Genomic DNA, 21874 nt, shown 5'->3' on the forward strand with positions numbered 1-21874 from the left:
AGCCTCCAATCCATTGATTGGGAACCTTGAATCCGATTTGCCGCAGCAAATCAACATGATCAATGGGTTTCGACCCTAATTTTGATCAAGTGCCTAGGGGATAGTAACGAACAAATCCAGGCTACGATCCATCACCTTCTATACTGACGGACGACGGGGCCGGCACAGGCGAAAGCAGGCATTAACCTGCATACGGTAGTACAACCTGTGATGATGAGGGAAAGGGGCGAGCTTGAGAGCCGGCAAACCGCTGCATGCGCATTCTGAGCCGATGTCGAAGCGGCCCGCTTTTCTTGCCCTCGCGGTAGCCGCAACCGCCGTTGCCGTGATGCTGCTGGCCACCTACCTCGACAAGCGGCATCAGCAGCAATATCAGGCGGAGCTGCGTTCGGCCGCCGAGAAGGCGGCGGTAAGCGCGGCCCGCCAGTTGCAGTCCGAGATCAGGGACAAGCTGGCATCCGCGAACCGTCTGGGCCTCGCCTATGCATCGCATGCCGGCGGAGACCACGACCTCTTCCGCTTCTATGCCGAGCAGGAATTGCTGGACAGCCCGGAGGTCGTGGCAGTGGCGATCGCGCCGGGGTTTGAACTCAGCACGCTGTTCAGCCGTCCCGACAGCTCGGGCATCGATACCCTCGACGAGGACAAGTTCGCGGAAGACATACGCTCTCGACGGACACTGCAGTCCCCGTCCATCGAGACCGGGTTCAACAGCGGCCAGCTTACGCTCGTTCATACGGTCGATACCGCCGACCGTTCGGAACCGTCGCGGGCGGCCGTGGCTCTGGTACTCGACAAGAAGAGGATCATGGCCGATGCGGGTGTGGGCGCCGCTGACCGGTCCAGCCGCGCGCACCTGACGAACCTCGACTGGTTCGAGGTTGCGCTACGGGATCTCAGCGCGGTGAGGGACCAGATATTCTTCGGCGATCCCGCTATCGAAGACCGGGATCCGATCCGGTGGCATGTGACCGTCGGCAACAATATCTGGCAGATCCTGATTGCGCCGACGGCCGGCTGGAACGTCATCGCACCCGATCAGACCGAATATCGTTTCCAACTGGCCCTCGGCGGACTGGCCCTCATCATCCCGATCCTGATGGCAAGCGTGCTGATCGGGGAGCGCAACCGCAATATCGTGACACTGCAGACGCGCGAGGCCAATCTCCTGGAGTTGTCGCAGCGCTTCAATCTTGCCATGGAAGCCTCCAACATCGGCATCTGGGAAGTCACCGACGACGGCCATCACCTGTTCTGGGACAACCGGGCCGCCGCTCTCCACGGCTGTGCGGAGGGCGATTTCAACAACCGGCTGGAGGACTGGTACGGGGCGATCTATCCGGAGGACCGGACGGTCGCCGAAGTCCACTTCTTCACATGCATCTGCGCAAAACACGCCTGCACCGAGACCTACCGCGTTGCAACGTCGGCCGGGGCCGTCCGCTATCTTCGCTCCGCAGGTGCGGCCTATCGCAATCCCGATGGAAGCGTCCGCACGACCGGCATCGTCTGGGACGTGACGTCCGACATGCTGATGACGCAGACGCTGCGCGACGCCAAGGCTGTGAGCGACATCAAGAACGCCGAACTGGAACTAGCGCTCGACGAGCTTTCGAAGCGCGAGCAGGAACTGGAGGAACTCTCCCACAAGCTGGATCTGGCGCTGGCTTCCTACAAGTGCGGCATATGGGAATTCGACCCGGCATCCGGCGTCGAGCGCTGGGACGAACGGATGTGCCAGCTCTATGGAATCCCTTATACGGACGGCTTCATCTCGCAGAAGACGTGGTTCGATCTTCTGCACCCCGAGGACCGCGCAATCGCCCGCCAGATCGCCTCGCGCTTCAAGCAGACCAATATCCAGGACTCGCTGGTGGTCCGTGTTCCGCAGGCGGACGGCAGCCTGCGCTACATCCGCTCCGTCGGCCAGCTCCAGGTCGATCGCGAGGGCCGCCGGAAGATCATCGGCATCGCCTTCGACGTTACCGAGGATGCCATGCTGACCGCCGAACTGAAGGCGGCCAAGGCGGAATCGGACGCAAAGAACGCCGAACTGGAGCTCGCCAAGAACCGCATCGAGCACAATGCGCTGCACGACCCGCTGACCGGCCTGGGCAACAGGCGCAAGCTGGACATGGAGCTCGACCAGTTGTCGCGGCAGAGTGCCACCAGGCGGCTGAAGTTCGCGATCCTTCACCTCGATCTCGACCGGTTCAAGCAGATCAACGACACGCTGGGCCATGCGGCGGGGGACGCGATGCTCGTCTACGCCTCGGACGTGCTGTCGCGCAATGTCCGGCCGTGCGACGTCGTCGCCCGCATCGGCGGCGACGAGTTCGTCATTCTGATGCCCGAGGGAGGCGAAACCGAAGACGTGGCGCAGCTCGCGGCCCGCATCATCCATGAATTGCGCCAGCCGATCGACTTCGAGGGATTTTCCTGCCGTTGCGGCGTCTCGATCGGCATCGCCCAGGGGCACGGCATCAACATCGACGCCCGGCGGGTTCTGGTGAATGCCGACATCGCGCTCTACCGGGCGAAGGCGATGGGGCGAAACCGCTACGAGTTCTTCACGCAAAATCTTCAGGCGGAAATCATCAGCCACAAGCGCACCGCCGACGATCTGCTCGCGGGCATCGAGAACCACGAATTCGTGACCTGGTACCAGCCGCAGTTCGATGCCCAGACGAACCTGCTGACCGGCGTTGAGGCACTTGTGCGGTGGAACCACCCGCATTTGGGCATTCTTGCGCCCGACCGCTTCCTCAAGATCGCGGAAGACCTGAACGTTGCCGCAACGATGGACCAGATCGTCCTCGAAACCGTGCTGCGGGATCAGGCCCGGTGGGCGGAAATGGGGATCGAGGTCCCGAGGGTGTCGGTCAACGTCTCTTCCCGCCGGCTGCACGACGAGAACCTCATCGACAGCCTGAAGGCGCTGCAGATCCGCCGCAACCGGATTTCGTTCGAACTGGTCGAATCGATTTTCCTGGACGAGCACGAAGATATCGTCGCCGGCAATCTCGAAGAGATCAGGAAGCTCGGCATCGACATCGAGATCGACGACTTCGGGACGGGCCACACCTCGATCGTCGGGCTCCTGAAGCTGAAGCCACAGCGGCTGAAGATCGACCGCCAGTTGGTGATGCCGATCCTGCATTCGCCGCAGGAGCGGGCACTCGTACGGTCGATCATCGACATTGCCCGTTCGCTCGGCGTCGAGACGGTGGCGGAGGGTGTCGAGACCATGCAGCACGCCGCACTGGTGCGCGAACTCGGATGCGACCTCCTGCAGGGCTACGCCTTTGCGAGGCCGTTGCCGTTCGCCGATTTCACGCAGGCGGCCCGCTCCGGCTGGACCAGGGCGGCAGCCTGACGGGTGAGCGGGAAAGAGGACTTGTCGCCCGGCGCCGATTTCCATAAGACAGCCGCATCAGGAGCGGCAGAGGCCGGTCCTTAACGAGCGGCCCGGTATGTCTCACAACACGTTCGGTCATCTTTTCCGCGTCACCACCTGGGGCGAGAGCCACGGCCCCGCCCTCGGCTGCGTGGTCGACGGCTGCCCTCCCGGCCTGCGGCTGACGCTCTCCGAAATCCAGAACTGGATGGACAAGCGCAAGCCCGGACAATCACGCTTCGTGACCCAGCGGCGCGAGGACGATATCGTCAAGGTCCTGTCGGGCGTGATGCTCGCCGAGGACGGCGAGACGATGATCACCACCGGCACGCCGATCTCCATGCTGATCGAGAACACGGACCAGCGTTCGAAGGACTACGGTGAAATCGCAAGGCGCTACCGGCCGGGGCATGCCGACTATGCCTACGACGTCAAGTACGGCATCCGCGATTATCGCGGCGGCGGCCGTTCCTCCGCCCGAGAGACGGCCGCCCGCGTGGCAGCCGGCGCGGTGGCGCGGAAGGTCGTCCCCGGGCTCGTCGTGCGGGGCGCCCTGGTTCAGATCGGCAAGCACAAGATCGACCGTGCCAACTGGGACTGGGCGGAAGTCGACCGCAATCCCTTCTTCGCGCCCGACCCTGCGATCGTTCCCGTCTGGGAGGAGTATCTGGATTCCATCCGCAAGTCGGGCTCGTCTATCGGCGCCGTGGTCGAGGTCGTGGCGGAGAACGTACCGGCCGGGCTGGGAGCACCGATCTACGGCAAGCTCGACCAGGACATCGCCTCCCTGCTGATGTCGATCAATGCGGTAAAGGGTGTCGAGATCGGCGACGGGTTCGCAACCGCGGAACTCTCCGGCGAGGAGAATGCCGACGAAATGCGCATGGGCAATGACGGCAGGCCGCTGTTCCTCTCCAACCATGCGGGCGGCATCCTCGGCGGCATCTCCACCGGCCAGCCGGTGGTAGCACGCTTCGCCATCAAGCCGACCTCCTCCATCCTCACGGAGCGGCAGTCGATCGACGCCGACGGCAACAATGTCGACGTGCGCACCAAGGGCCGGCACGACCCCTGCGTCGGCATCCGCGCCGTGCCGATCGGCGAAGCCATGGTCGCCTGTGCGATCGCCGACCACTACCTCCGCGACCGGGCACAGACCGGCCGGCAGCGATAAGGATCTCTCCCCATGGCCTATGACCAGAAACGCGTCGTGGACGCCATCCGTGCCTTCGAGGCCGGCGAGATCGTGGTCGTCACCGATGACGACGACCGCGAGAACGAGGGCGACCTGATCGTCGCCGCCGTCCACTGCACGGCCGAGAAGATGGCCTTCATCGTTCGCCACACCTCCGGGATCGTCTGCGCGCCGATGCCGCGCGAGGAAGCCAAGCGGCTCAACCTCAATGCCATGGTGGCGGAAAACGACAGCGCGCATACCACGGCCTTCACAGTGACCGTCGACTTCAAGCACGGCACGACGACAGGCATTTCGGCGGAGGACCGGACGCTGACGGTCCGCAACCTCGCCAATCCCAATGCCGGTCCTGCCGATTTCGTCCGCCCGGGCCATATCTTCCCGCTCATCGCCCGCGAGGGCGGCGTGCTGATGCGCTCGGGACACACCGAAGCCGCGGTCGACCTCTGCAAGCTGGCCGGCCTGCCCCCCATCGGCGTGATCTGCGAACTCGTCAACGACGACGGCACGGTCATGCGGGGACTGCAAGTGGCGGACTTTGCCGAGAAGAACGGCCTGAAGCAGGTTTCCGTCGCCGACCTCATCGCCTACCGGCAGCGCAAGGAAACACTGATCGAGCTGCAGTCAACCTTCGACGTCGACACCCGGTTCGGCAAGGCGAAGGGACATGCCTATTCCCTGCCGTGGGATCCGATGCAGCATGTCGCCATCGTCTTCGGCGACATCCGCGACGGGGTCGACATCCCGGTTCGCCTGCACCTGGAAAACGTGGCAGCCGATGTGTTCGGCGCCCACCACCCGGTCGAGACCTATATGGAGAAGATCGCCTCCGAGGGCCGCGGCGTCATCATCTACCTGCGGGAAGGCTCCGTCGGCGTCGGCCAGAAGGATCACGGGCGCAAGCACCGCCAGGACCAGGAAGCGCACGAGCAGGCCAAGGCGCGCGAAAGCGAATGGCTGGAGATCGGCCTCGGCGCGCAGATCCTCAAGGACCTCGGCATCACTTCCATCAAGCTTCTGACCCGCAGCGAGCGGCACTATGTCGGCCTCGAAGGTTTCGGCATCCGTATCGCAGAGACGGTGATCTGCTGAGACTTGATGCGCCACCGCGATTGTGGCGGCTAGGCACCGATAGGGCCCTCTACAGCCGGTGACGGATCACCGGCCCAAATCAGCCTGTAGACATCCCCCTGGCGGACGGATTGAACCGCGGCAGGCCGCAGCACCGCGAAGCAAGTGCCTCCGGGGTGACGAACCGAGGGGTAGATGATGCCGTTCAACCCTTGTGCACGAGCCTGGGCGGCAAGGGTATTTCCTTCGCGATAGCCGATTTCCTTGTCCCGATGGAGCGCCGGGTGGCGGGGTAATGGCCGCAGATCCAGGAAGTCTCCGGACAGGCTGCAGAACATCTCCGCATACTCCACGACCGCTTCGAAGCGGCCGGTCCGGGCCAGGAACTCCGTCATGTGGAAGGTGATTTCGGCAAGGCAGGTTTCGACGTCGAGTGCCGCATACCAGGCGCCTCGATTTTCCCCGTTGAAGCGGTTCGGCTCGCGTGGCTTAGCGTAGGCGAAGCTCGCATTGATGAAATGTGCATGCGGGACGTCGTAGACGAGTTCATGCGCGCCGAGGCCGGAGATGCCGGTACTTTCCGCAATGCTGCGGCTGCTGGTGGCGCCTTCGATTTCCGCCAGCTCGGCAAGCTCATCCGCATCATCCACCAGGGGCGCCAGCACCGATTCCCGGAGCCTCGCCGTGGAGACCAGCCGCACCGTCCGCGAATAGGCCGTGGTGGTGACCGGCACGCCATCGATCACGGCTCAAAGGCCTCCGCGGACCGCGTCGATGTAGCGACGCACGTCCAGCATCAGCGGAATACCTCCTTCGATCATCGCCGCGACGGGCGGCCGGCCATCGAACAAGGGACCGGAATTTTCCAGCAAAGGCCAGCGATCCGCCATGCCATCGGCAAACAGCAGATGCAGCCCCTTGTAGATCCCGGTCAGGACCGAAATGCGCGTCATCTGGTCCTGGCTCAGCGTCCGGCCCTCACCTCCCGGCTTCAGCCGGTCCCAGGTGCTCACCGACACGCCCAGCAGCGCAGCGGACTGGGCGCCAGTGAGATCCCATTCCTCCACGAGACGCCGAAAGGCTTTGAGCGCCGTGGCAGAAAGCCGGACGCGATCCTCTTCCGATGCGAAGGTCTGGCGTTTCCGCGTGCTCTTCGGCGAAACAAGTTCCAGTGCGGTAGTCATAGATGCTCCATCAGATGACGTGAGAGATATACATCATTTGATGGTGTATTCCAATCCCCCCATCAGGCACGCCAGCCCGGCAGGAAATTGACGCGCTCCACGCCGGCGAACTTGCCGACGCGCATCAGTTCCGCCTCCAACTTCTCCAGCCGGCCGCTCGACGCACGAACCCCACGCTCGAGCCAGAGACGCCTTACATCGAGCGTTCCTGTTCTGCGGTCGGCCTTCATGTCGATACGGCCGATCATCCGGTCACCTTCGAGCAACGGGAAGACGTAATAGCCGTACTGCCGCTTAGACTCGGGCACGAAAATCTCGATCCTGTAGCTGAAATTGAACAGCCGTTCGGCCCGGTTGCGGTCCCGCAGCAGAGGGTCGAAGGGGCTGAGCACGCGGACGCGGGCCGGCGGCTCCGGAACGTCGCCGAGGCGATCCGGAAAGCCGGCGAAGGCATAGGCCGCGCGCGGTCGGCCGCCGTTGGCGCTCTCCACCAGCACCTCCGTCAGCTGGTCTCGGCGGCGCTCCACCCATTCCTTCGCCTCCTGCGGGGTCACCAGGTCCCAGAAGGCGGCGATCTCGCCGGAGGTCGCAAACCCCAGCCGCTCCAGTGCGCTGCGGCAGGCCCAGTCCACGAACTCGTCGTGGCTCACTTGCGGCTCGTGGTGGCGGGCCGGCAGCACCCGCTCGGTCAGGTCATAGACCTTCTGAAAGTTCACCCGGCCGGCAATGGCGAGCTTGCCCGTGTGCCAGTAGTATTCGAGCGCGGTCTTGTTGGGATGCCAGTTCCACCATCCGCCGGATTTGTGCTCCTCGGCCTTCATTTCCCGGGCCATGATGGGCCCACCCTCGACGATGCGCCGGTAGGTCTCCTCGAAGGCCTGGTCGAAATCCTCGCCCTGCCATTTGCGCCAGCGCTCGCCGATCACCGCTTCGCGGCGGCGGAAACGGTGCTTCCAGTAGCGGAAGAAAGCCGAAGGAATGACGGAGGCGTCATGCGTCCAGTGTTCGAAGAGCTCGCCATCCTTCTCCAGGAGATGCTGCAGGTGCTCGCGGCGGTAGGTCTGATTGCGGGAGAACAGGATCATGTGATGGGCGCGCTCGACGGTTGCGATACTGTCGATCTGCACGAAGCCCATCTTGTCGATCAGGCTCAACAGGCCGGGCTTGTCGAGGCTGCGGGAGGGCGGCAGGGAAAGCCCCTGCCGCTCCAGGAAGATCTTGCGCGCCTGCTCGTTCGGGATGAGAATCGCCATGCGCGCAAGAGTAGGGCGATCGTCGTCCCACTTCAATGTTCACGTTCTGTTTTGCATTCCCCTCTCCCGGCATCCGGTCTATAGGAGCGCCAGCAAGCGAGGGGATGCGCGGGTGGACGTCAGATTCGATCAGGCAGGGACGAGCTTCGATGGCCGAACTGCCGTGCATCCGTTATCGCTCTCGTTGACGGAGCGCCGCATCGGCATCATCGGATTGAACGGCTCCGGCAAGACGACATTCGCCCGAATGATCAACGGTCTGGTGCAGCCGAGCCAGGGCCGGGTGACGGTCAACGGGTTCGATACCGGCGCCGATGGCGAGGCGGTGCGCGGCCAGGTCGGCTTCATCTTCCAGAACCCGCAGAACCAGATCATCCTCCCGATCCTGCGCGAGGACATCGAGCTGGGACTGCGCGGCCGGAAGCTGACGCGAGGCCAGATGCAGGACAGGGTGAACGGAGTGCTTGCCCGTTTCAGCATCGGACATCTGGCGGACCGCCGCGTTCACGAGCTCTCCGGTGGCGAACTGCAACTCGCGGCGCTTGCATCGGTCCTGGTCACGGAGCCGCCGATCGTCATCCTGGACGAGCCGACGAACCAGCTCGACCTTCGCAACCGTACGCTGGTGGAGAGGACGCTGCGCGCACTCGACGAGGATGTGCTGGTGATCAGCCACGACCTTCCCCTGATCGAGGACTACGACAGGGTGCTGCTTTTCCATGAAGGACGCATCGTGGCGGACGGCAGGCCGGAAGAGGTCGTCGCCGAATACCGGAAGATCGCCGTGTCATGAGATCACTCTACGTCGAGGGTGACAGCCGGCTCCATCGCCTTTCCCCGCGCATCAAGCTCATCCTTCTCATCGTCGTCAGCCTGGCCCTCTTCCTCACCCGCTCCCCAATCATGCTGGGCGGTGCGGCCTTCGCCGGCGCTCTTCTCTACGGCTCCCTCGGTATGGGTTGGCGGGAGGGCTGGCTTCGGCTGAGGCCCATCCTGCTGACGATTGCGGTGGTGGCGCTGGCGACCCTGATGCTGAACACCGTGGAAGAAGGCGTCGTCGTCTTGCTGCGGCTTACGACGCTGATGCTCGTCGCGGCGGCCGTGACCGCCACGACGCCGGTCGGCTCGTTCATCGGGGAGATCTCCTCGGCTGCCCGCCCGTTCGAGCGGATCGGCCTCGTGAGGGCGGACGACATCGGTCTTGCCGTCGGCCTCGTCATCCGCTTTGTGCCCGAGGTCGTCTCACGATACGAGATCCTGCGCCAGGCGCATCGGGCCCGGGGCCTGAAACTGCGGCCGATGACCGTGATCGTGCCGCTCACCATCCAGACCCTGAAGAGCGCGGACGAGATCGCGGCGGCCATTGACGCCCGCGGAATCCGCGGGCACAAACCACCATCCCGATCCTAGGAGCGCCCCATGAGTACTCGCGATCTCGTCCTCAGTGCCCTTTTCGCCGCGATCATCGTCGCGCTGGGCCTGCTGCCGCCCATCATGCTCGGCTTCATTCCGGTACCCATCACGGCCCAGTCGATGGGCGTGATGCTTGCGGGTGTCATCCTCGGCGCCAAACGCGGCACGATCGCCGTCCTGCTGGTCCTGCTGCTTGCGGCCATAGGCCTGCCCGTGCTTTCCGGCGGCCGCGGCGGCCTTGCCGTCTTTGCCGCTCCCACCACCGGCTTCCTCATCGGCTGGGTCTTCGCCGCCTTCGTCACCGGCTACCTGTCGGAACGTTTCGTGAAGAACTCCCAGGGCGCAATGCTGCAAACCGCAGGCTTCTTCGCGGCGGCCGTGGCGGGCGGCGTCGTCGTCCTCTATGCCTTCGGCATCAGCTACCTGGCCGTGGTTTCCGGCCTCGGCCTCACCAAGGCTTTCGTCGGCTCGATGGCCTTCATTCCGGGCGACCTCGTCAAGGCCGCCGTCGCCGCGCTTGCCGGCCGCGCGGTCATGGTCGGCTATCCGCTGCTGCCCGCCAGAGCCTGATCTAGTCCAGGAATTCGTAGAGCCAGTCGCGCAGGTCTTCGGGCAGCGCGACCGGCTCCTTCGACTGCCGGTCGCAGGAGACCCAGAGGATTTCCGCCTCGGCGACGGCGTCGCTGTCGCCTTCGCGCACCATGCGCACCAGGAAGCCCGCCGATTTGACGCCGATCTTGCTGACATGAACGTCCATCCGCACGTGATCGTGCAGGCGCAGCGCCGCATGGAAGGTGCAGGTGATCTTGCCGACGGTGAAGTGAAGATCGTCCGCGGCCGCCGGACGCCGCTTCCAGAAGGAAGCCAGCGCCTCCTCCGCCCGGGCCAGATAAACGGACTTGAACATCTCGCCATGCAGGTCCACGTCCCGGAACGGAACTTGGAACTCGATGAAATCGGCGGGCTCTTTATCCACGGCACCTTCCAACCTGACCGGAAGCATGTAAGCCCATTCCCCGCACCTAAACAAGCACGGCATTCCGGTTGCTTGAAATGGCGCGTGATCTGCTCCATGTCGTGGCAAACCGGAAAACGAGGCCCGCATGTCCACCCGCCTTCACGAACACGACATCTTCCTGGAGCACCGGACACCGGAAGGGCATCCCGAACGGGCGGACCGGCTGCGCTCGCTGGCAATCGCGCTCCAGCATCCAAACTTCGAGAAGCTGGACCGCAAGCAGGCGCCGCAGGCCGGCGAGGACGCGGTGCTGCTCGCCCATCCCGAGGAGCATCTGCGGGCCGTGGTGCGCGAAATCCCGGACGAGGACGAGGTGCGCCAGATCGAGGCGGACACCTATGTGGGACCTAGGAGCCTTCAGGCTGCGCTGACCGGAATCGGCGGGGCCATGGCCGCCGTGGACGACGTCTTCACGGGCGCCGCCGACAATGTCTTCGTTGCGGCCCGGCCTCCGGGGCACCATGCGGAAAAGACGAAGGCGATGGGCTTCTGCCTGTTCAACAACGCTGCGATCGCGGCACGTCACGCGCAGCGGGCCTATGGCGCCGAACGGGTGGCGATCGTGGACTGGGACGTCCATCACGGCAACGGCACGCAGGACATCTTCTGGGACGATCCTTCCGTGCTGTTCTGCTCAACGCACCAGATGCCGCTCTATCCGTGGACGGGTGCGAAGGACGAAACCGGCACGAAGGGCAACATCGTCAATGCGCCTCTCGAAAAGGACTCGGCCAGCGAGCATTTCCGCGAGGCGTTCCGGACACGCGTCCTGACGGCGCTGGAGAATTTCCGCCCCGACTTCCTGATCATCTCCGCGGGTTTCGACGCCCACCACCGCGATCCACTGGCGCAGATCAACCTGGTGGGCGATGACTTCGACTGGGCGACCGGACGGCTGATGGAAATTGCCGGGAAATATGCGGACAACCGGCTTATCAGCCTGCTGGAGGGGGGCTATGATCTGGAAGGACTGGCGGAATCCGCCGGTCTTCACATCTGCAGATTGATGAAGGGCTGAGGATGACCGATACCGCCGAAACCATTGATATCAGCGGCTACACGTTCGAAAAGGCCGTGGCGGAGCTGGAAAGCATCGTCGCCAGGCTGGAACGTGGGGACGTGGCGCTGGACGAGTCCATCGCCATCTACGAGCGCGGCGAAGCGCTGAAAAAGCATTGCGAGAAACTGCTCACGGCGGCGGAAAACCGCATCGAGAAAATCCGGCTCGACCGTGCGGGCAAACCGCAGGGCGCGGAGCCGCTCGACGGGGAATGACGGCCGCAATTAGTTCAAGCTTCTAGGAAGTTTTCCGTTCCGGCCATAAAGCGATTGACGGCCCCCTCCTACTTCCGCATGTTTAGCGCCTGCTGACGATGGCTTTGGGAGGAAAAATCGTGAAATCAGGCAAAATCAATCTCATGCTGGCCGCCACGCTGGCCGTGTCCGCGACCTTCGCGTCCGCGGGCGCCAAGGCGCAGGAGTTCATCAACGTCCTGACCGGCGGCACCTCGGGCGTCTATTACCCGCTGGGCGTTGCGCTTTCAGAAATCTACGGCGAGAAAATCGAGGGCGCCCGCACCCAGGTGCAGGCGACCAAGGCTTCGGTCGAGAACCTCAACCTGCTGCAGGCCGGACGCGGCGAGATCGGTTTTTCGCTGGGGGACTCGGTGCAGATGGCCTGGGAAGGAAACACGGAGGCGGGCTTTCCGGGCAAGCTGGACAAGCTACGCGGCATTGCCGGCATCTATCCCAACTACATCCAGATCGTCGCCAGCCAGGAGTCCGGCGTAAAGTCGCTTGCCGACCTGAAGGGCAAGAGCCTTTCCGTCGGCGCACCGAAGTCCGGAACGGAGCTGAACGCCCGGGCTATCTTCGAAGCTGCGGGCATGTCCTACGAGGACCTCGGCAAGACGGAATACCTCCCGTTCGCTGAATCCGTCGAACTGATCAAGAATCGCCAGCTCGACGCCACGCTCCAGTCCGCCGGCCTCGGGGTTGCTTCGATCCGCGACCTCGCCACCTCGCTGAAGATCAACGTGGTTGCCGTTCCGGCGGCTGACGTCGAGAAGATCGGCTCTCCTTACATCCCGGTTACCATTCCGGCCGGCACCTATGACGGGCAGACGGAAGACGTTCCGACGGCTGCGGTTGGCAACTTCCTGATCACCCATGAGGGCGTCTCGGAAGAAACGGTCTACCAGATGACGAAGCTGCTCTTCGAGAACCTCGACCGCCTCGCCGCCTCCCATGCCGCCGCCAAGGCCATCGACCCGAAGAAGGCCCTGGACGGCATGCCCGTTCCGCTGCACCCTGGCGCCGAGCGCTACTACAAGGAAGCCGGAATCATGCAGTAAGAGCGCCTCGCTCTCATGTCCCCGCGGCCCGTCGAAACGACGCCGCGGGGATTTCCTTTTCTAGCGACAGTTCGAGGAACGCATGACAGATCTTGCAGCAGTGGAGAGCAAGCCTGCTCCGCATTCGGCGGAAGAGGCGATCGAAGGCTTGCCGTCCGGCTTTGGAGACGGACTCAGCGGGCGTATCGCCTTCTGGATCGCCTTCAGCTTCTCGCTGTTCCAGCTCTGGACGGCGGCCTACGGTACCTTGCCCAGCCAGGTCGTGCGGGCCATGCATGTCGGCTTCCTGCTGCTTCTCGGTTTTGCCCTGTTCGGCAACCTCGTGGCCAAGACGAAGGCCGGGAAAATCTGGTTCTGGGCACTCGGCATCGTCGGCTTCCTGACCGGTATCTACAACTGGGTCTACTATAACGACCTCATCCTGCGCAGCGGCTTCCACACGCCGCTCGACCTGACGGTGGCCACGGTGATGATCGTACTGGTCTTCGAAGGCGCTCGCCGCCTGATGGGCCTGCCGCTGACGATCATCGCGGCAATCTTCCTCGCCTATTGCTTCTTTGGCCAATATTTCCCGCCGCCCTTCATCCACCGCGGCTACGATTTCGAACTGATCGTCGAGCACTTCGGCTTCGGGACGGAAGGCATCTACGGCACGCCGATCTACGTGTCGGCAGCCTATATCTTCATCTTCGTCGTCTTCGCCGCCTTCCTGGAACGGGCCGGGATGCTGGCGCTGTTCAACGACTTCGCGCTCGGCCTCGTCGGCACCTGGCGCGGCGGACCGGCGCAGGTCTGCGTCATGTCCTCCGCACTGATGGGGACGATCTCCGGCTCCGGCGTCGCCAATGTGGTGGCGAGCGGCCAGTTCACCATTCCCCTGATGAAGCGGTTCGGCTTCCGCTCCTCCTTCGCCGGCGGGGTGGAGGCGACCTCCTCCATGGGAGGGCAGATCATGCCGCCGGTCATGGGCGCCGTCGCCTTCATCATGGCCGAGACGCTGAACGTGCCGTATGCGGAAGTCGTCAAGGCGGCGATCATTCCGGCAATCCTCTATTTTGGCGTCTGTTTCTGGACCGTCTTCCTCGAGGCCGGCAAGGCAGGGCTGAGCGGCATGAAAAAGTCCGAGCTGCCCAACCCGTGGCTGGCGGTCAAGGAACACTGGCCGCTGGTGCTTCCGCTTGCGGTGCTGGTCTACCTTCTGTTTGCGGGCTACACGCCGATCTTCGCGGGAACGATGGGGCTCGCCCTCGTCGTCGTTCTGATCCTCGGCATGCCGCTTGCAGCATCGATCGGCCCCTTCGTGTTCCGGCTGGTGTTCTGGCTGGCGGTCGGACTTGCGGCGGCATCCTTCCTGAAATTCGGCGTCAACTTCCTGGCGCTCGTGATCCTCGCGCTGATCGCCGGCTGCGTCTTCGTCAAGGGAGGCCGCGAGACCCTCGGGATCTGCCGCGATGCCATGGCCGAAGGTGCGAAGAACGCGCTGCCGGTGGGTATCGCCTGCGCCATCGTCGGCATCGTCATCGGCACCCTCACACTGACCGGCATCGCCTCGACCTTCATCGGCTTCATCATCAGGATCGGCGAGGACAACCTGTTCCTGTCGCTGGTGCTGACGATGATCACCTGCCTGATCCTCGGCATGGGAATCCCGACGATCCCCAACTACATCATCACCTCGTCGCTCGCCGGACCGGCGCTGCTCGAGCTCGGCGTGCCGCTGCTCGTCTCCCACATGTTCGTCTTCTACTTCGGCATCATGGCCGACCTGACCCCTCCGGTTGCGCTCGCATGCTTCGCCGCCGCGCCGATGGCCAAGACATCCGGACTGAAGATCTCGATCCAGGCCACAAAACTTGCCACGGCGGGATTCGTGGTGCCGTTCATGGCGGTCTACACGCCTGCGCTGATGCTGCAGGATGCCGGGCCCATCGCGGCGGCCTGGGGTTATCCCGTCGAGGTCGCCTATGTCTTCGCCAAGGCCTGCTTCGGCATTGCACTGTGGGGTGTCGCCGTGGTGGGCTTCCTCTTCGCAAGACTGGCGCTCTGGGAGCGGCTGCTGGCATTCGCCGCAGGCTTCCTGGTGGTCCTCGCACTGCCCTGGACGGACGAGATCGGCTGGGCCCTGGGCATCCTTGTCATCGCACAGCACTGGCTGCGTGCACTGCGGACAGCCCGCAGCGTCGCCATATCATGAGCCTTTGCCTGCTCTACGGAGGCAAGACGATCATGCTCGCCGTCTCGGCCTTTTCGCTGTCCTGGACGCACTCGGTCCAGAAGACCGAATGGCGGGAGCGATGGAGAATAACGCCGGCGGGACTGGAACTGGCCGAAGCCGCCGTCAAAGGCTCGGGCGCCGGCATGGAGCCCGGTCCGGAGGCGGTGCTGCGCGACGGCTGGTGGACCTGGAAACCCGACCTCAAGCCGCTTTCCAGCCTGGCACTCGCGGCATCCGGAGCAACAGGCAGCGGATGGAAGCTGTGCCACGACGACGGCTGCCTGGAGGCAGGCGCCGCCAACGGCCAAGACGTGGTGCTCCGGCCCTGCGACTGACGTGTCGGCTGCCAGACCGGCAAGGGCCTCTTCACCATAGCGGCCGATACCTCTCCACCATCAATCGACTGTTGATACTCCGGCCGTAGAGGTGACGCCAAAGCAATCGCCACGGACGGATCATGGCCGAGATACGCGCATTGAGGGAGGAGGACATCCCGGCTGTCGCCGGCCTGTTTCACGGGATATTCCGCCGTGGTGAGCCCCCGCCGCCGGGCGTTCTCCTGGACGATCTCCGCGCCGTCTATCTGGAAGACACCGCAGTCGACCCCCAACTGCCCTCCCTCGTCCATGTCGAGGACGGCCACATTCGCGGCTTCATCGGGCGCCATGCGTTGCCAATGGTCCTGAACGACAGGCCGCTGCGCATGGCCCTGTGCAGTTCGATCATGGTGGACCATGCCAAGGCCGGACCGCTTGCCGGCGCCAAGCTTCTGAAGTCGGCCCTGGGCGGACCCCAGGACCTTTCCTTCACCGACACCGCAAGCGACGTCTCGCTGCGCATGTGGCGCGGGCTGGGAGCTGCCGCCCTGCCGCAATACAGCCTCGACTGGATCCGCGTCGTCAATCCGGCTGCCGCGCTGGCGGATGCCGCCGCTCACCGCCTGCCGTTCCTCCGGCACGCCGCTCCGCTCGCCCGTTTCGCAGACCGCCGGTTCCGGCGCAACAGGGGCGAGGCGGTGCGCTGGTCCGGCATGGGGCCGACACCCAGCCGCAACGGGACGGTGACGCGTCCGCTCGATGTGGAGGAATTCGCCGCCATCTTCGACACCTGCACCCGGCGCTTTGCCTTCAGGCCCGGCTGGCCCCCGGAGGCCATCGCCGCATTCGTCCGCAAGGCGATGCCCAAGCCCTCCTTCGGCGAGGCCGTGATCGGGGGCGTCTTCGACCGTCGGGAAACGCCGATCGGCGCCTTCTTCTACCATCTGCGCCGGCAGTCGACGGCGCGCGTGCTGCAGCTTCTTGCCTTGCCCGGCCAGGAGGGCCCGGTCCTGGATGCCACCCTGGCCGATGCCGCGGCCCGCGGCGCAAGCACCGTCCGCGGCCGGATGCAGCCCGCCCTCATGGAGGCGATGCTCGGCCGCCGCCTCGCACTGTTCCATGCTTCCGCCAGCATCATCCATTCCCGTGACCCGGCGATCACGGCGGCATGTGCCGGCGATGCATGTCTCGGCGGACTGGTCGGCGAGCAGTGGAGCCGCCTGATCGGCGGCGAGACAGGCTGACAAGACACCCCGTCGAACTGGCAAAGCCTTCGCGACTGGCGTAGGCTGCTCCTCCATCAGGAGTTGCCCCATGTCCTTCTTCCCCGGAGCCGATCCGGAAGCCGGCGATCGTTTCGCCTGCGACGCGATCGAGAACCTCATCATCCCCCGCTCCAGCGATATCGGCGGCTTTGCCGTCCGGCGCGCCCTGCCGACGCGCCAGCGAAGGCTCGTCGGGCCATTCATCTTCTTCGACCGGATGGGACCGGCGCTGCTGCGCGCGGGCGAGGCGCTGGACGTCAAGCCGCATCCCCATATCGGGCTTTCGACGGTCACCTACCTCTTCGACGGGGAGATCAAGCATCGCGACAGCCTGGGCACGGAACTGGTGATCCGGCCGGGCGACATCAACCTGATGACGGCAGGCCGGGGGATCGTTCACTCGGAAAGGACGCCGGAGAACCTGCGCGGGCAACCGCTCTCCGTTTCCGGACTGCAGACCTGGCTCGCCCTGCCCGACGATAGAGAGGAGATCGATCCGGCGTTCTCCCATACCGGCGCCGATCTCATGCCCGTGATCGACAGCGACGGGGCGAGCGGCCGCGTCGTGATCGGCAGCTTCGCGGGGCTTTCCTCGCCCGTTCCGACGTTCAGCGATACCCTCTATGTGGACCTGCGGCTCGAGCCGGACCATCGCTTCCCCTTTCCGGCAGATCATGAGGAGCGGGCCCTCTACATCCTCGCGGGCGAACTCGGCGTCGCCGGCGACCGGTTCGCGGCCGACCAGTTGCTCGTCTTCCGGCCGGGCGACGAGATCACGCTGGAGGCGGGCCCGCAGGGTTGCCACGTGATGCTGTTCGGCGGCGCCGCGCTGAACTCCAGGCGCCACATCTGGTGGAACTTCGTATCGTCCTCCAGGGAGCGGATAGAGAAGGCCAAGGAAGAGTGGCGGACGGGCCGCTTCGATATCGTGCCGGGGGATGAAGAGGAGTTTGTCCCTTTGCCCGACAGGTGAAATCCGTTAAGGCATTCACTTGAAAAAGCCTATTTCCTCCTCATGTTGGAGGGACAGACGCATCCGGAAAGAGCAGAAAAGGCCAGACTCCGTGACACCCCTCCCCCAGACTCCGCTGCTCGACACGGTCAAGTTCCCGGCCGACCTCAGGATGATCGAGGATCGCGACCTGCCGCAGCTCGCACGCGAGGTGCGCGACGAGATGATCGACGCGGTGTCGAAGACGGGCGGTCACCTCGGCGCGGGTCTGGGCGTGGTGGAACTGACGATCGCCATCCACAAGGTCTTCAACACACCGGACGACCGGCTGATCTTCGATGTCGGGCATCAGTGCTATCCGCACAAGATCCTGACGGGACGCCGCGACCGTATCCGTACGCTCCGCCAGGAGGATGGGCTTTCCGGCTTCACCCGCCGCGCCGAGAGCGAGTACGATCCCTTTGGCGCGGCCCATTCCTCGACCTCGATCTCCGCAGGTCTTGGCATGGCGGTGGCCGCCGATCTGAGCGGATCGAGGCGCCATGTGATCGCCGTGATCGGCGACGGGGCGATGTCGGCCGGCATGGCGTACGAGGCGCTCAACAATGCGGGAGCGCTGGACGCCCGCCTGATCGTCATCCTCAACGACAACGACATGTCGATCGCGCCGCCGACCGGGGCGATGAGCGCCTATCTCGCGCGGCTCGCCTCGGGGCGCACCTATATGGGCGTGCGCGAAATCGGCAAGAAGCTGACAGCCTATCTCGGCAAGGGCGTCGACCGGGCGATCACCCGCGCCGTCGAACATGCTCGCGGCTACATGACCGGCGGCACGATGTTCGAGGAGATGGGTTTCTATCATATCGGTCCGATCGACGGGCATTCCTTCGAGCACTTGCTGCCGGTGCTGCGCAATGTGCGCGACAACGGCCAGGGGCCGGTGCTGATCCATGTCTGCACCCAGAAGGGCAAGGGCTATCCGCCGGCGGAGGCCGCAGCCGACAAGTATCACGGCGTCAACAAGTTCGATGTCATCACCGGCACGCAGGCCAAGGCGAAACCGAACGCACCGAGCTACACGAGCGTGTTCGGGGAAGCGCTCGTGCAGGAGGCGCGTCTCGACGACAGGATCATCGGAATCACCGCCGCGATGCCGAACGGCACCGGCATCGACAAGCTGGCAGAGGTTTTTCCTTCCCGCACCTTCGACGTCGGCATCGCCGAACAGCACGCGGTGACCTTCGCCGCCGGCCTTGCGGCGGAAGGCTACAAGCCGTTCTGCGCGATCTATTCCACCTTCCTGCAGCGCGGCTACGACCAGGTCGTCCACGACGTCGCCATACAAGGGCTGCCGGTGCGCTTCCCGATCGACCGTGCCGGCTTCGTCGGCGCCGACGGCCCGACGCATGCGGGTTCCTTCGACACGACCTTCCTCGCCACACTGCCGGGCATGGTGGTGATGGCAGCCGCCGACGAGGCCGAACTGAAGCACATGGTGCGGACCGCTGCCGCTTACGATGAAGGCCCGATCTCGTTCCGCTATCCGCGCGGCGAAGGCGTCGGAGTCGAACTCCCGGAGCGCGGGGAAATCCTGGAGATCGGCAAGGGCCGGGTCGTCAAGGAAGGGTCGAGGATAGCGCTTCTCTCCTTCGGCACCCGTCTCAAGGACTGTCTCATCGCAGCGGAGGATCTCGATGCGGCGGGCCTCTCGACGACCGTTGCGGACGCCCGTTTCGCCAAGCCTCTCGACCACGAGCTGGTCTGCCGGCTGGCACGCCACCATGACGTGCTGGTCACCATCGAGGAGGGTGCCGTCGGCGGATTCGGCTCGCACGTGCTGCATCTGCTCGCCTCCGAAGGCCTGCTCGACAACGGCCTGAAGATCCGCTCCATGGTACTGCCGGATGTCTGGATGGAGCAGGCAAGCCCGGACGCCATGTATGCCCGGGCGGGGCTCGACCGGGCCGGCATCGTCTCCACCGTCTTCAAGGCCCTGGGGCACAAGCAACTCGGCGTTGGCGCTGCCGGATAGGCGGAAGCGTCCCCCAACACCGACAGCAAAACGGCCGGGACATGCCCGGCCGCTTCAAGCTTGGTCCTGTGACGGCTTCAGAATTCTTCCCAGTTGTCCTCGCTGGGCCTGGCCGCGGCGGCGCCGCTGCCGAAGGCTGCCGTCAGCTTGCCGCGCAGGGCGCTTGCAGGCGATGGCGCGGGACGCGAGGTTGCTGTCGCGGCGGCGGGCTTGCGGGCCGATAGCGGCTGAGTGACGGGCTTGGCGACCGGCGCGGGTGCCGCTGCAGCGGTGCTCGGCTTCGCCGTCGACCCGCTGGATACCGGGCGGGTCGCATGTATCGCGGAGGAGGCCGTCGCCTTGTTGCCCAGGTTGAACTGGCGCAGCAGGGCGTTCAGGGACTCCGCCTCGCTTGCCAGCGAATGGCTGGCGGCCGTCTGCTGCTCGACCATCGCCGCGTTCTGCTGCGTGCCCTGATCCATCGTGTTGACCGCGACGTTAATCTCTTGCAGGCCGGTCGACTGTTCACGGGTGGAGATGACGATCGCCTTGATGTGCTCGTTGATCTCCTGAACCTCGCCGACGATCGCTTCCAGCGCCTTGCCCGTGTCGCCGACCAGCGCGACGCCGGAATCCACCTGTTCCGACGAGGTGGTGATCAGCGACTTGATCTCCTTCGCGGCATTGGCCGAGCGCTGCGCAAGCTCCCGAACCTCCTGGGCGACGACGGCAAATCCCTTGCCTGCCTCACCCGCACGGGCAGCTTCGACGCCGGCATTGAGGGCCAGCAGGTTGGTCTGGAAGGCGATGTCGTCGATGACGCTGATGATGTTGATGATCTCGCTCGATGACTTGGAGATCTGCTCCATGGCCGAGACGGCGCGGCGAACGACATCGCCGGACTTCTCGGCACCGACGCGGGCACGTTCGACGCGCTGCCCGACATCCTCGGCGCGCTTGGCGGCATCCTTGACGGTCGTGGTGACTTCTTCGAGCGCAGCGGCGGTTTCCTCGATGGAGGCCGCCTGCTGTTCCGTCCGGCGGGCCAGGTCGTCGGCGGCGGTGCGGACCTCCTCCGCTCCCGCATTGATGGCGGCCGCGTTGGCGCCGACGGACTGCAGGGCTTTCTGCAGCTTCGTGACCGCGTCGTTAAAATCGACCCGCAGCCGGTCGAGATTGCCGGTGAAGGGCGTGTCGATACGATAGGCCACGTCTCCGTTTGCAAGGCTCGACAGTCCCTTGGCAAGAGAATCCACGGCGAATTCCAGCTGCCCTGCTTCACGGGCCTTCAACTCGTCATTGCTCATCCGCTCGCGCTCGGTAGCGGTCCGCATCGCCTCGCTTTCGTTCTCCAGCCGGATCTTCTCGATGGCCGCATCCTTGAAGACCGCAACGGCCTTGGCCATCTCGCCGACCTCGTCACCCCGGCCCAGCGCTGGCACCTCGATGTCGTTGTTACCGGAGGCAAGCTCGGTCATGGCATTGGTCATGCCGATGATCGGCGTGACGATCGCCCGCGACAGGGCCCATACCAGACCGGACGCGATGATGCCGGCCGCAGCACCCCCAAAGAGGAGGGCCATCATGATGTCCCACTGCGCGCTCTTCTGTTCCGCCTGCATCCTGGCGGCGAGGGCGGCCGCATCCTGCTTGATCTCCGCCGCAGCCTCGCGAAAGGCGTCGAGCTGACCCTTTGACTGGTTCTGGCCGATCTCGATGATCTGTTCGATCGGCGCGTCGGTGCTCTTGCGCGCCGCAAGCTGCGGTTCGCTCAGTTGGGTGTGGAAGGCATCGGCTGCTGCACGCATCCGGTCCAGGGAAGCGACCATGGCCGGCTGTCCGGCCGCCGCCTTCTTCGCCTCCTCGATCGCGGAGATCATCTTCTCGCGCTGGGCAAACACCTCGTTATAGGTGCTGTCGCTGCGGAACAGCAGGAAGCCTCTCTGGTTGACCGCCTGTTCGAGCATGCCTTCGAGAGCGTCGTCCACATGGTGCAGGATCTCATGCGCCTTTGCCTGCTCCACCGACGCATAGGTCGACTGGACGACCTGCCAGAAGACGCCCGCGGAGGCCAGGAGGCAGACGGACATGAGCGCCGCGAAGGTGCCGATGAGTTTCTTGTTGAGCGAAAGATTTCTGAGCGACATTGGGCACCTGCACGACCGAAGAGCATTACCAGATGAAACCGAAGTCATTTCGGGCAGTCGGAAGACAGCAGCGCCTGAGGAT

Annotated in this window: 19 protein-coding genes; 14 read left to right on the forward strand and 5 right to left on the reverse strand. The window is 64.5% G+C overall.

Annotation, left to right across the window (positions count from 1 at the left end; translation table 11 throughout):
* Positions 1-271: 271 nt before the first annotated feature.
* The 3 genes from RTCK_RS18600 to ribB all read left to right on the forward strand — a co-directional run bounded on the left by RTCK_RS18600 (position 272) and on the right by ribB (position 5684).
* The gene (locus tag RTCK_RS18600; RefSeq protein ID WP_142593906.1) at positions 272-3376 is read left to right on the forward strand and encodes a bifunctional diguanylate cyclase/phosphodiesterase; all 3105 of its coding nucleotides are present in this window, start codon (positions 272-274) and stop codon (positions 3374-3376) included.
* 97 nt (positions 3377-3473) lie between these two features.
* Positions 3474-4571: a chorismate synthase gene (aroC, locus tag RTCK_RS18605; protein ID WP_142521523.1), complete on the forward strand. Its 1098-nt coding sequence runs from the start codon at positions 3474-3476 to the stop codon at positions 4569-4571.
* Positions 4572-4583: 12 nt separating this feature from the next.
* Positions 4584-5684, forward strand: coding sequence for a 3,4-dihydroxy-2-butanone-4-phosphate synthase (gene ribB, locus RTCK_RS18610; RefSeq protein WP_142521524.1), 1101 nt, complete (start codon positions 4584-4586; stop codon positions 5682-5684).
* Between the two features lie 29 nt (positions 5685-5713).
* On the opposite strand, the gene RTCK_RS18615 is transcribed toward ribB, so the two are convergent.
* The 3 genes from RTCK_RS18615 to RTCK_RS18625 all read right to left on the reverse strand — a co-directional run bounded on the left by RTCK_RS18615 (position 5714) and on the right by RTCK_RS18625 (position 8100).
* The gene (locus tag RTCK_RS18615; protein WP_142593907.1) at positions 5714-6409 is read right to left on the reverse strand and encodes an RES family NAD+ phosphorylase; all 696 of its coding nucleotides are present in this window, start codon (positions 6407-6409) and stop codon (positions 5714-5716) included.
* A 3-nt stretch (positions 6410-6412) separates the two neighbouring features.
* Positions 6413-6847: an antitoxin Xre-like helix-turn-helix domain-containing protein gene (locus RTCK_RS18620; protein ID WP_142593908.1), complete on the reverse strand. Its 435-nt coding sequence runs from the start codon at positions 6845-6847 to the stop codon at positions 6413-6415.
* A gap of 62 nt (positions 6848-6909) precedes the next feature.
* Positions 6910-8100, reverse strand: coding sequence for a winged helix-turn-helix domain-containing protein (locus tag RTCK_RS18625; RefSeq protein WP_142594239.1), 1191 nt, complete (start codon positions 8098-8100; stop codon positions 6910-6912).
* A gap of 112 nt (positions 8101-8212) precedes the next feature.
* Here RTCK_RS18625 and RTCK_RS18630 point away from each other — a divergent pair, with 112 nt between their 5' ends.
* The 3 genes from RTCK_RS18630 to RTCK_RS18640 are packed head-to-tail and all read left to right on the forward strand — an operon-like array spanning position 8213 to position 10083.
* Complete coding sequence (locus RTCK_RS18630) at positions 8213-8893, forward strand: energy-coupling factor ABC transporter ATP-binding protein (protein WP_142593909.1); 681 nt, start codon at positions 8213-8215, stop codon at positions 8891-8893.
* On the forward strand, positions 8890-9510 hold the full coding sequence (locus RTCK_RS18635; protein WP_142593910.1) for an energy-coupling factor transporter transmembrane component T family protein: 621 nt from the start codon (positions 8890-8892) through the stop codon (positions 9508-9510). The genes RTCK_RS18630 and RTCK_RS18635 overlap by 4 nt, the downstream gene beginning before the upstream one ends.
* Positions 9511-9519: 9 nt before the next feature.
* Positions 9520-10083: a biotin transporter BioY gene (locus RTCK_RS18640; RefSeq protein ID WP_142521529.1), complete on the forward strand. Its 564-nt coding sequence runs from the start codon at positions 9520-9522 to the stop codon at positions 10081-10083.
* Between the two features lies 1 nt (position 10084).
* Here RTCK_RS18640 and RTCK_RS18645 read toward each other — a convergent pair whose 3' ends face one another.
* Positions 10085-10489: an acyl-CoA thioesterase gene (locus RTCK_RS18645; protein ID WP_185928059.1), complete on the reverse strand. Its 405-nt coding sequence runs from the start codon at positions 10487-10489 to the stop codon at positions 10085-10087.
* Positions 10490-10616: 127 nt separating this feature from the next.
* Here RTCK_RS18645 and RTCK_RS18650 point away from each other — a divergent pair, with 127 nt between their 5' ends.
* The 8 genes from RTCK_RS18650 to dxs all read left to right on the forward strand — a co-directional run bounded on the left by RTCK_RS18650 (position 10617) and on the right by dxs (position 19666).
* Positions 10617-11549, forward strand: coding sequence for a histone deacetylase family protein (locus RTCK_RS18650; RefSeq protein WP_142593911.1), 933 nt, complete (start codon positions 10617-10619; stop codon positions 11547-11549).
* Positions 11550-11551: 2 nt separating this feature from the next.
* Positions 11552-11806, forward strand: coding sequence for an exodeoxyribonuclease VII small subunit (locus RTCK_RS18655; protein WP_142593912.1), 255 nt, complete (start codon positions 11552-11554; stop codon positions 11804-11806).
* 143 nt (positions 11807-11949) lie between these two features.
* A complete protein-coding gene (locus RTCK_RS18660; protein ID WP_142594240.1) occupies positions 11950-12885 on the forward strand; it encodes a TAXI family TRAP transporter solute-binding subunit in 936 nt (311 codons plus the stop codon).
* An 82-nt stretch (positions 12886-12967) separates the two neighbouring features.
* Positions 12968-15079 carry a TRAP transporter permease gene (locus tag RTCK_RS18665; RefSeq protein ID WP_142593913.1) on the forward strand — a complete coding sequence of 704 codons (2112 nt, stop codon included), beginning with the start codon at positions 12968-12970 and terminating at the stop codon, positions 15077-15079.
* On the forward strand, positions 15076-15435 hold the full coding sequence (locus RTCK_RS18670) for a DUF1850 domain-containing protein (protein WP_142593914.1): 360 nt from the start codon (positions 15076-15078) through the stop codon (positions 15433-15435). The genes RTCK_RS18665 and RTCK_RS18670 overlap by 4 nt, the downstream gene beginning before the upstream one ends.
* Before the next feature lie 122 nt (positions 15436-15557).
* Positions 15558-16661: a GNAT family N-acetyltransferase gene (locus RTCK_RS18675; protein ID WP_142593915.1), complete on the forward strand. Its 1104-nt coding sequence runs from the start codon at positions 15558-15560 to the stop codon at positions 16659-16661.
* Positions 16662-16731: 70 nt separating this feature from the next.
* Positions 16732-17655: a pirin family protein gene (locus RTCK_RS18680; protein WP_142593916.1), complete on the forward strand. Its 924-nt coding sequence runs from the start codon at positions 16732-16734 to the stop codon at positions 17653-17655.
* Between the two features lie 91 nt (positions 17656-17746).
* Positions 17747-19666 (forward strand): 1-deoxy-D-xylulose-5-phosphate synthase, encoded by a 1920-nt coding sequence (dxs, locus tag RTCK_RS18685; protein ID WP_142593917.1) that lies wholly within the window; start codon positions 17747-17749, stop codon positions 19664-19666.
* A gap of 77 nt (positions 19667-19743) precedes the next feature.
* Here dxs and RTCK_RS18690 read toward each other — a convergent pair whose 3' ends face one another.
* Entirely contained in the window at positions 19744-21792 is a 2049-nt protein-coding gene (locus RTCK_RS18690) for a methyl-accepting chemotaxis protein (RefSeq protein WP_142593918.1), read from the reverse strand.
* Positions 21793-21874 lie beyond the last annotated feature (82 nt).

Origin of the sequence: Pseudorhizobium endolithicum (genome assembly GCF_902153245.2) — a bacterium.
Classification (GTDB): domain Bacteria; phylum Pseudomonadota; class Alphaproteobacteria; order Rhizobiales; family Rhizobiaceae; genus Neorhizobium; species Neorhizobium endolithicum.

Coding starts and splice junctions, on each gene's coding strand:
- RTCK_RS18600 (WP_142593906.1), top strand. CDS start 272: ATGTCGAAGCGGCCCGCTTTTCTTGCCCTCGCGGTAGCCGCAACCGCC.
- aroC (WP_142521523.1), top strand. CDS start 3,474: ATGTCTCACAACACGTTCGGTCATCTTTTCCGCGTCACCACCTGGGGC.
- ribB (WP_142521524.1), top strand. CDS start 4,584: ATGGCCTATGACCAGAAACGCGTCGTGGACGCCATCCGTGCCTTCGAG.
- RTCK_RS18620 (WP_142593908.1), bottom strand. CDS start 6,847: ATGACTACCGCACTGGAACTTGTTTCGCCGAAGAGCACGCGGAAACGC.
- RTCK_RS18625 (WP_142594239.1), bottom strand. CDS start 8,100: ATGGCGATTCTCATCCCGAACGAGCAGGCGCGCAAGATCTTCCTGGAG.
- RTCK_RS18635 (WP_142593910.1), top strand. CDS start 8,890: ATGAGATCACTCTACGTCGAGGGTGACAGCCGGCTCCATCGCCTTTCC.
- RTCK_RS18640 (WP_142521529.1), top strand. CDS start 9,520: ATGAGTACTCGCGATCTCGTCCTCAGTGCCCTTTTCGCCGCGATCATC.
- RTCK_RS18650 (WP_142593911.1), top strand. CDS start 10,617: ATGTCCACCCGCCTTCACGAACACGACATCTTCCTGGAGCACCGGACA.
- RTCK_RS18655 (WP_142593912.1), top strand. CDS start 11,552: ATGACCGATACCGCCGAAACCATTGATATCAGCGGCTACACGTTCGAA.
- RTCK_RS18660 (WP_142594240.1), top strand. CDS start 11,950: ATGCTGGCCGCCACGCTGGCCGTGTCCGCGACCTTCGCGTCCGCGGGC.
- RTCK_RS18665 (WP_142593913.1), top strand. CDS start 12,968: ATGACAGATCTTGCAGCAGTGGAGAGCAAGCCTGCTCCGCATTCGGCG.
- RTCK_RS18670 (WP_142593914.1), top strand. CDS start 15,076: ATGAGCCTTTGCCTGCTCTACGGAGGCAAGACGATCATGCTCGCCGTC.
- RTCK_RS18675 (WP_142593915.1), top strand. CDS start 15,558: ATGGCCGAGATACGCGCATTGAGGGAGGAGGACATCCCGGCTGTCGCC.
- RTCK_RS18680 (WP_142593916.1), top strand. CDS start 16,732: ATGTCCTTCTTCCCCGGAGCCGATCCGGAAGCCGGCGATCGTTTCGCC.
- RTCK_RS18690 (WP_142593918.1), bottom strand. CDS start 21,792: ATGTCGCTCAGAAATCTTTCGCTCAACAAGAAACTCATCGGCACCTTC.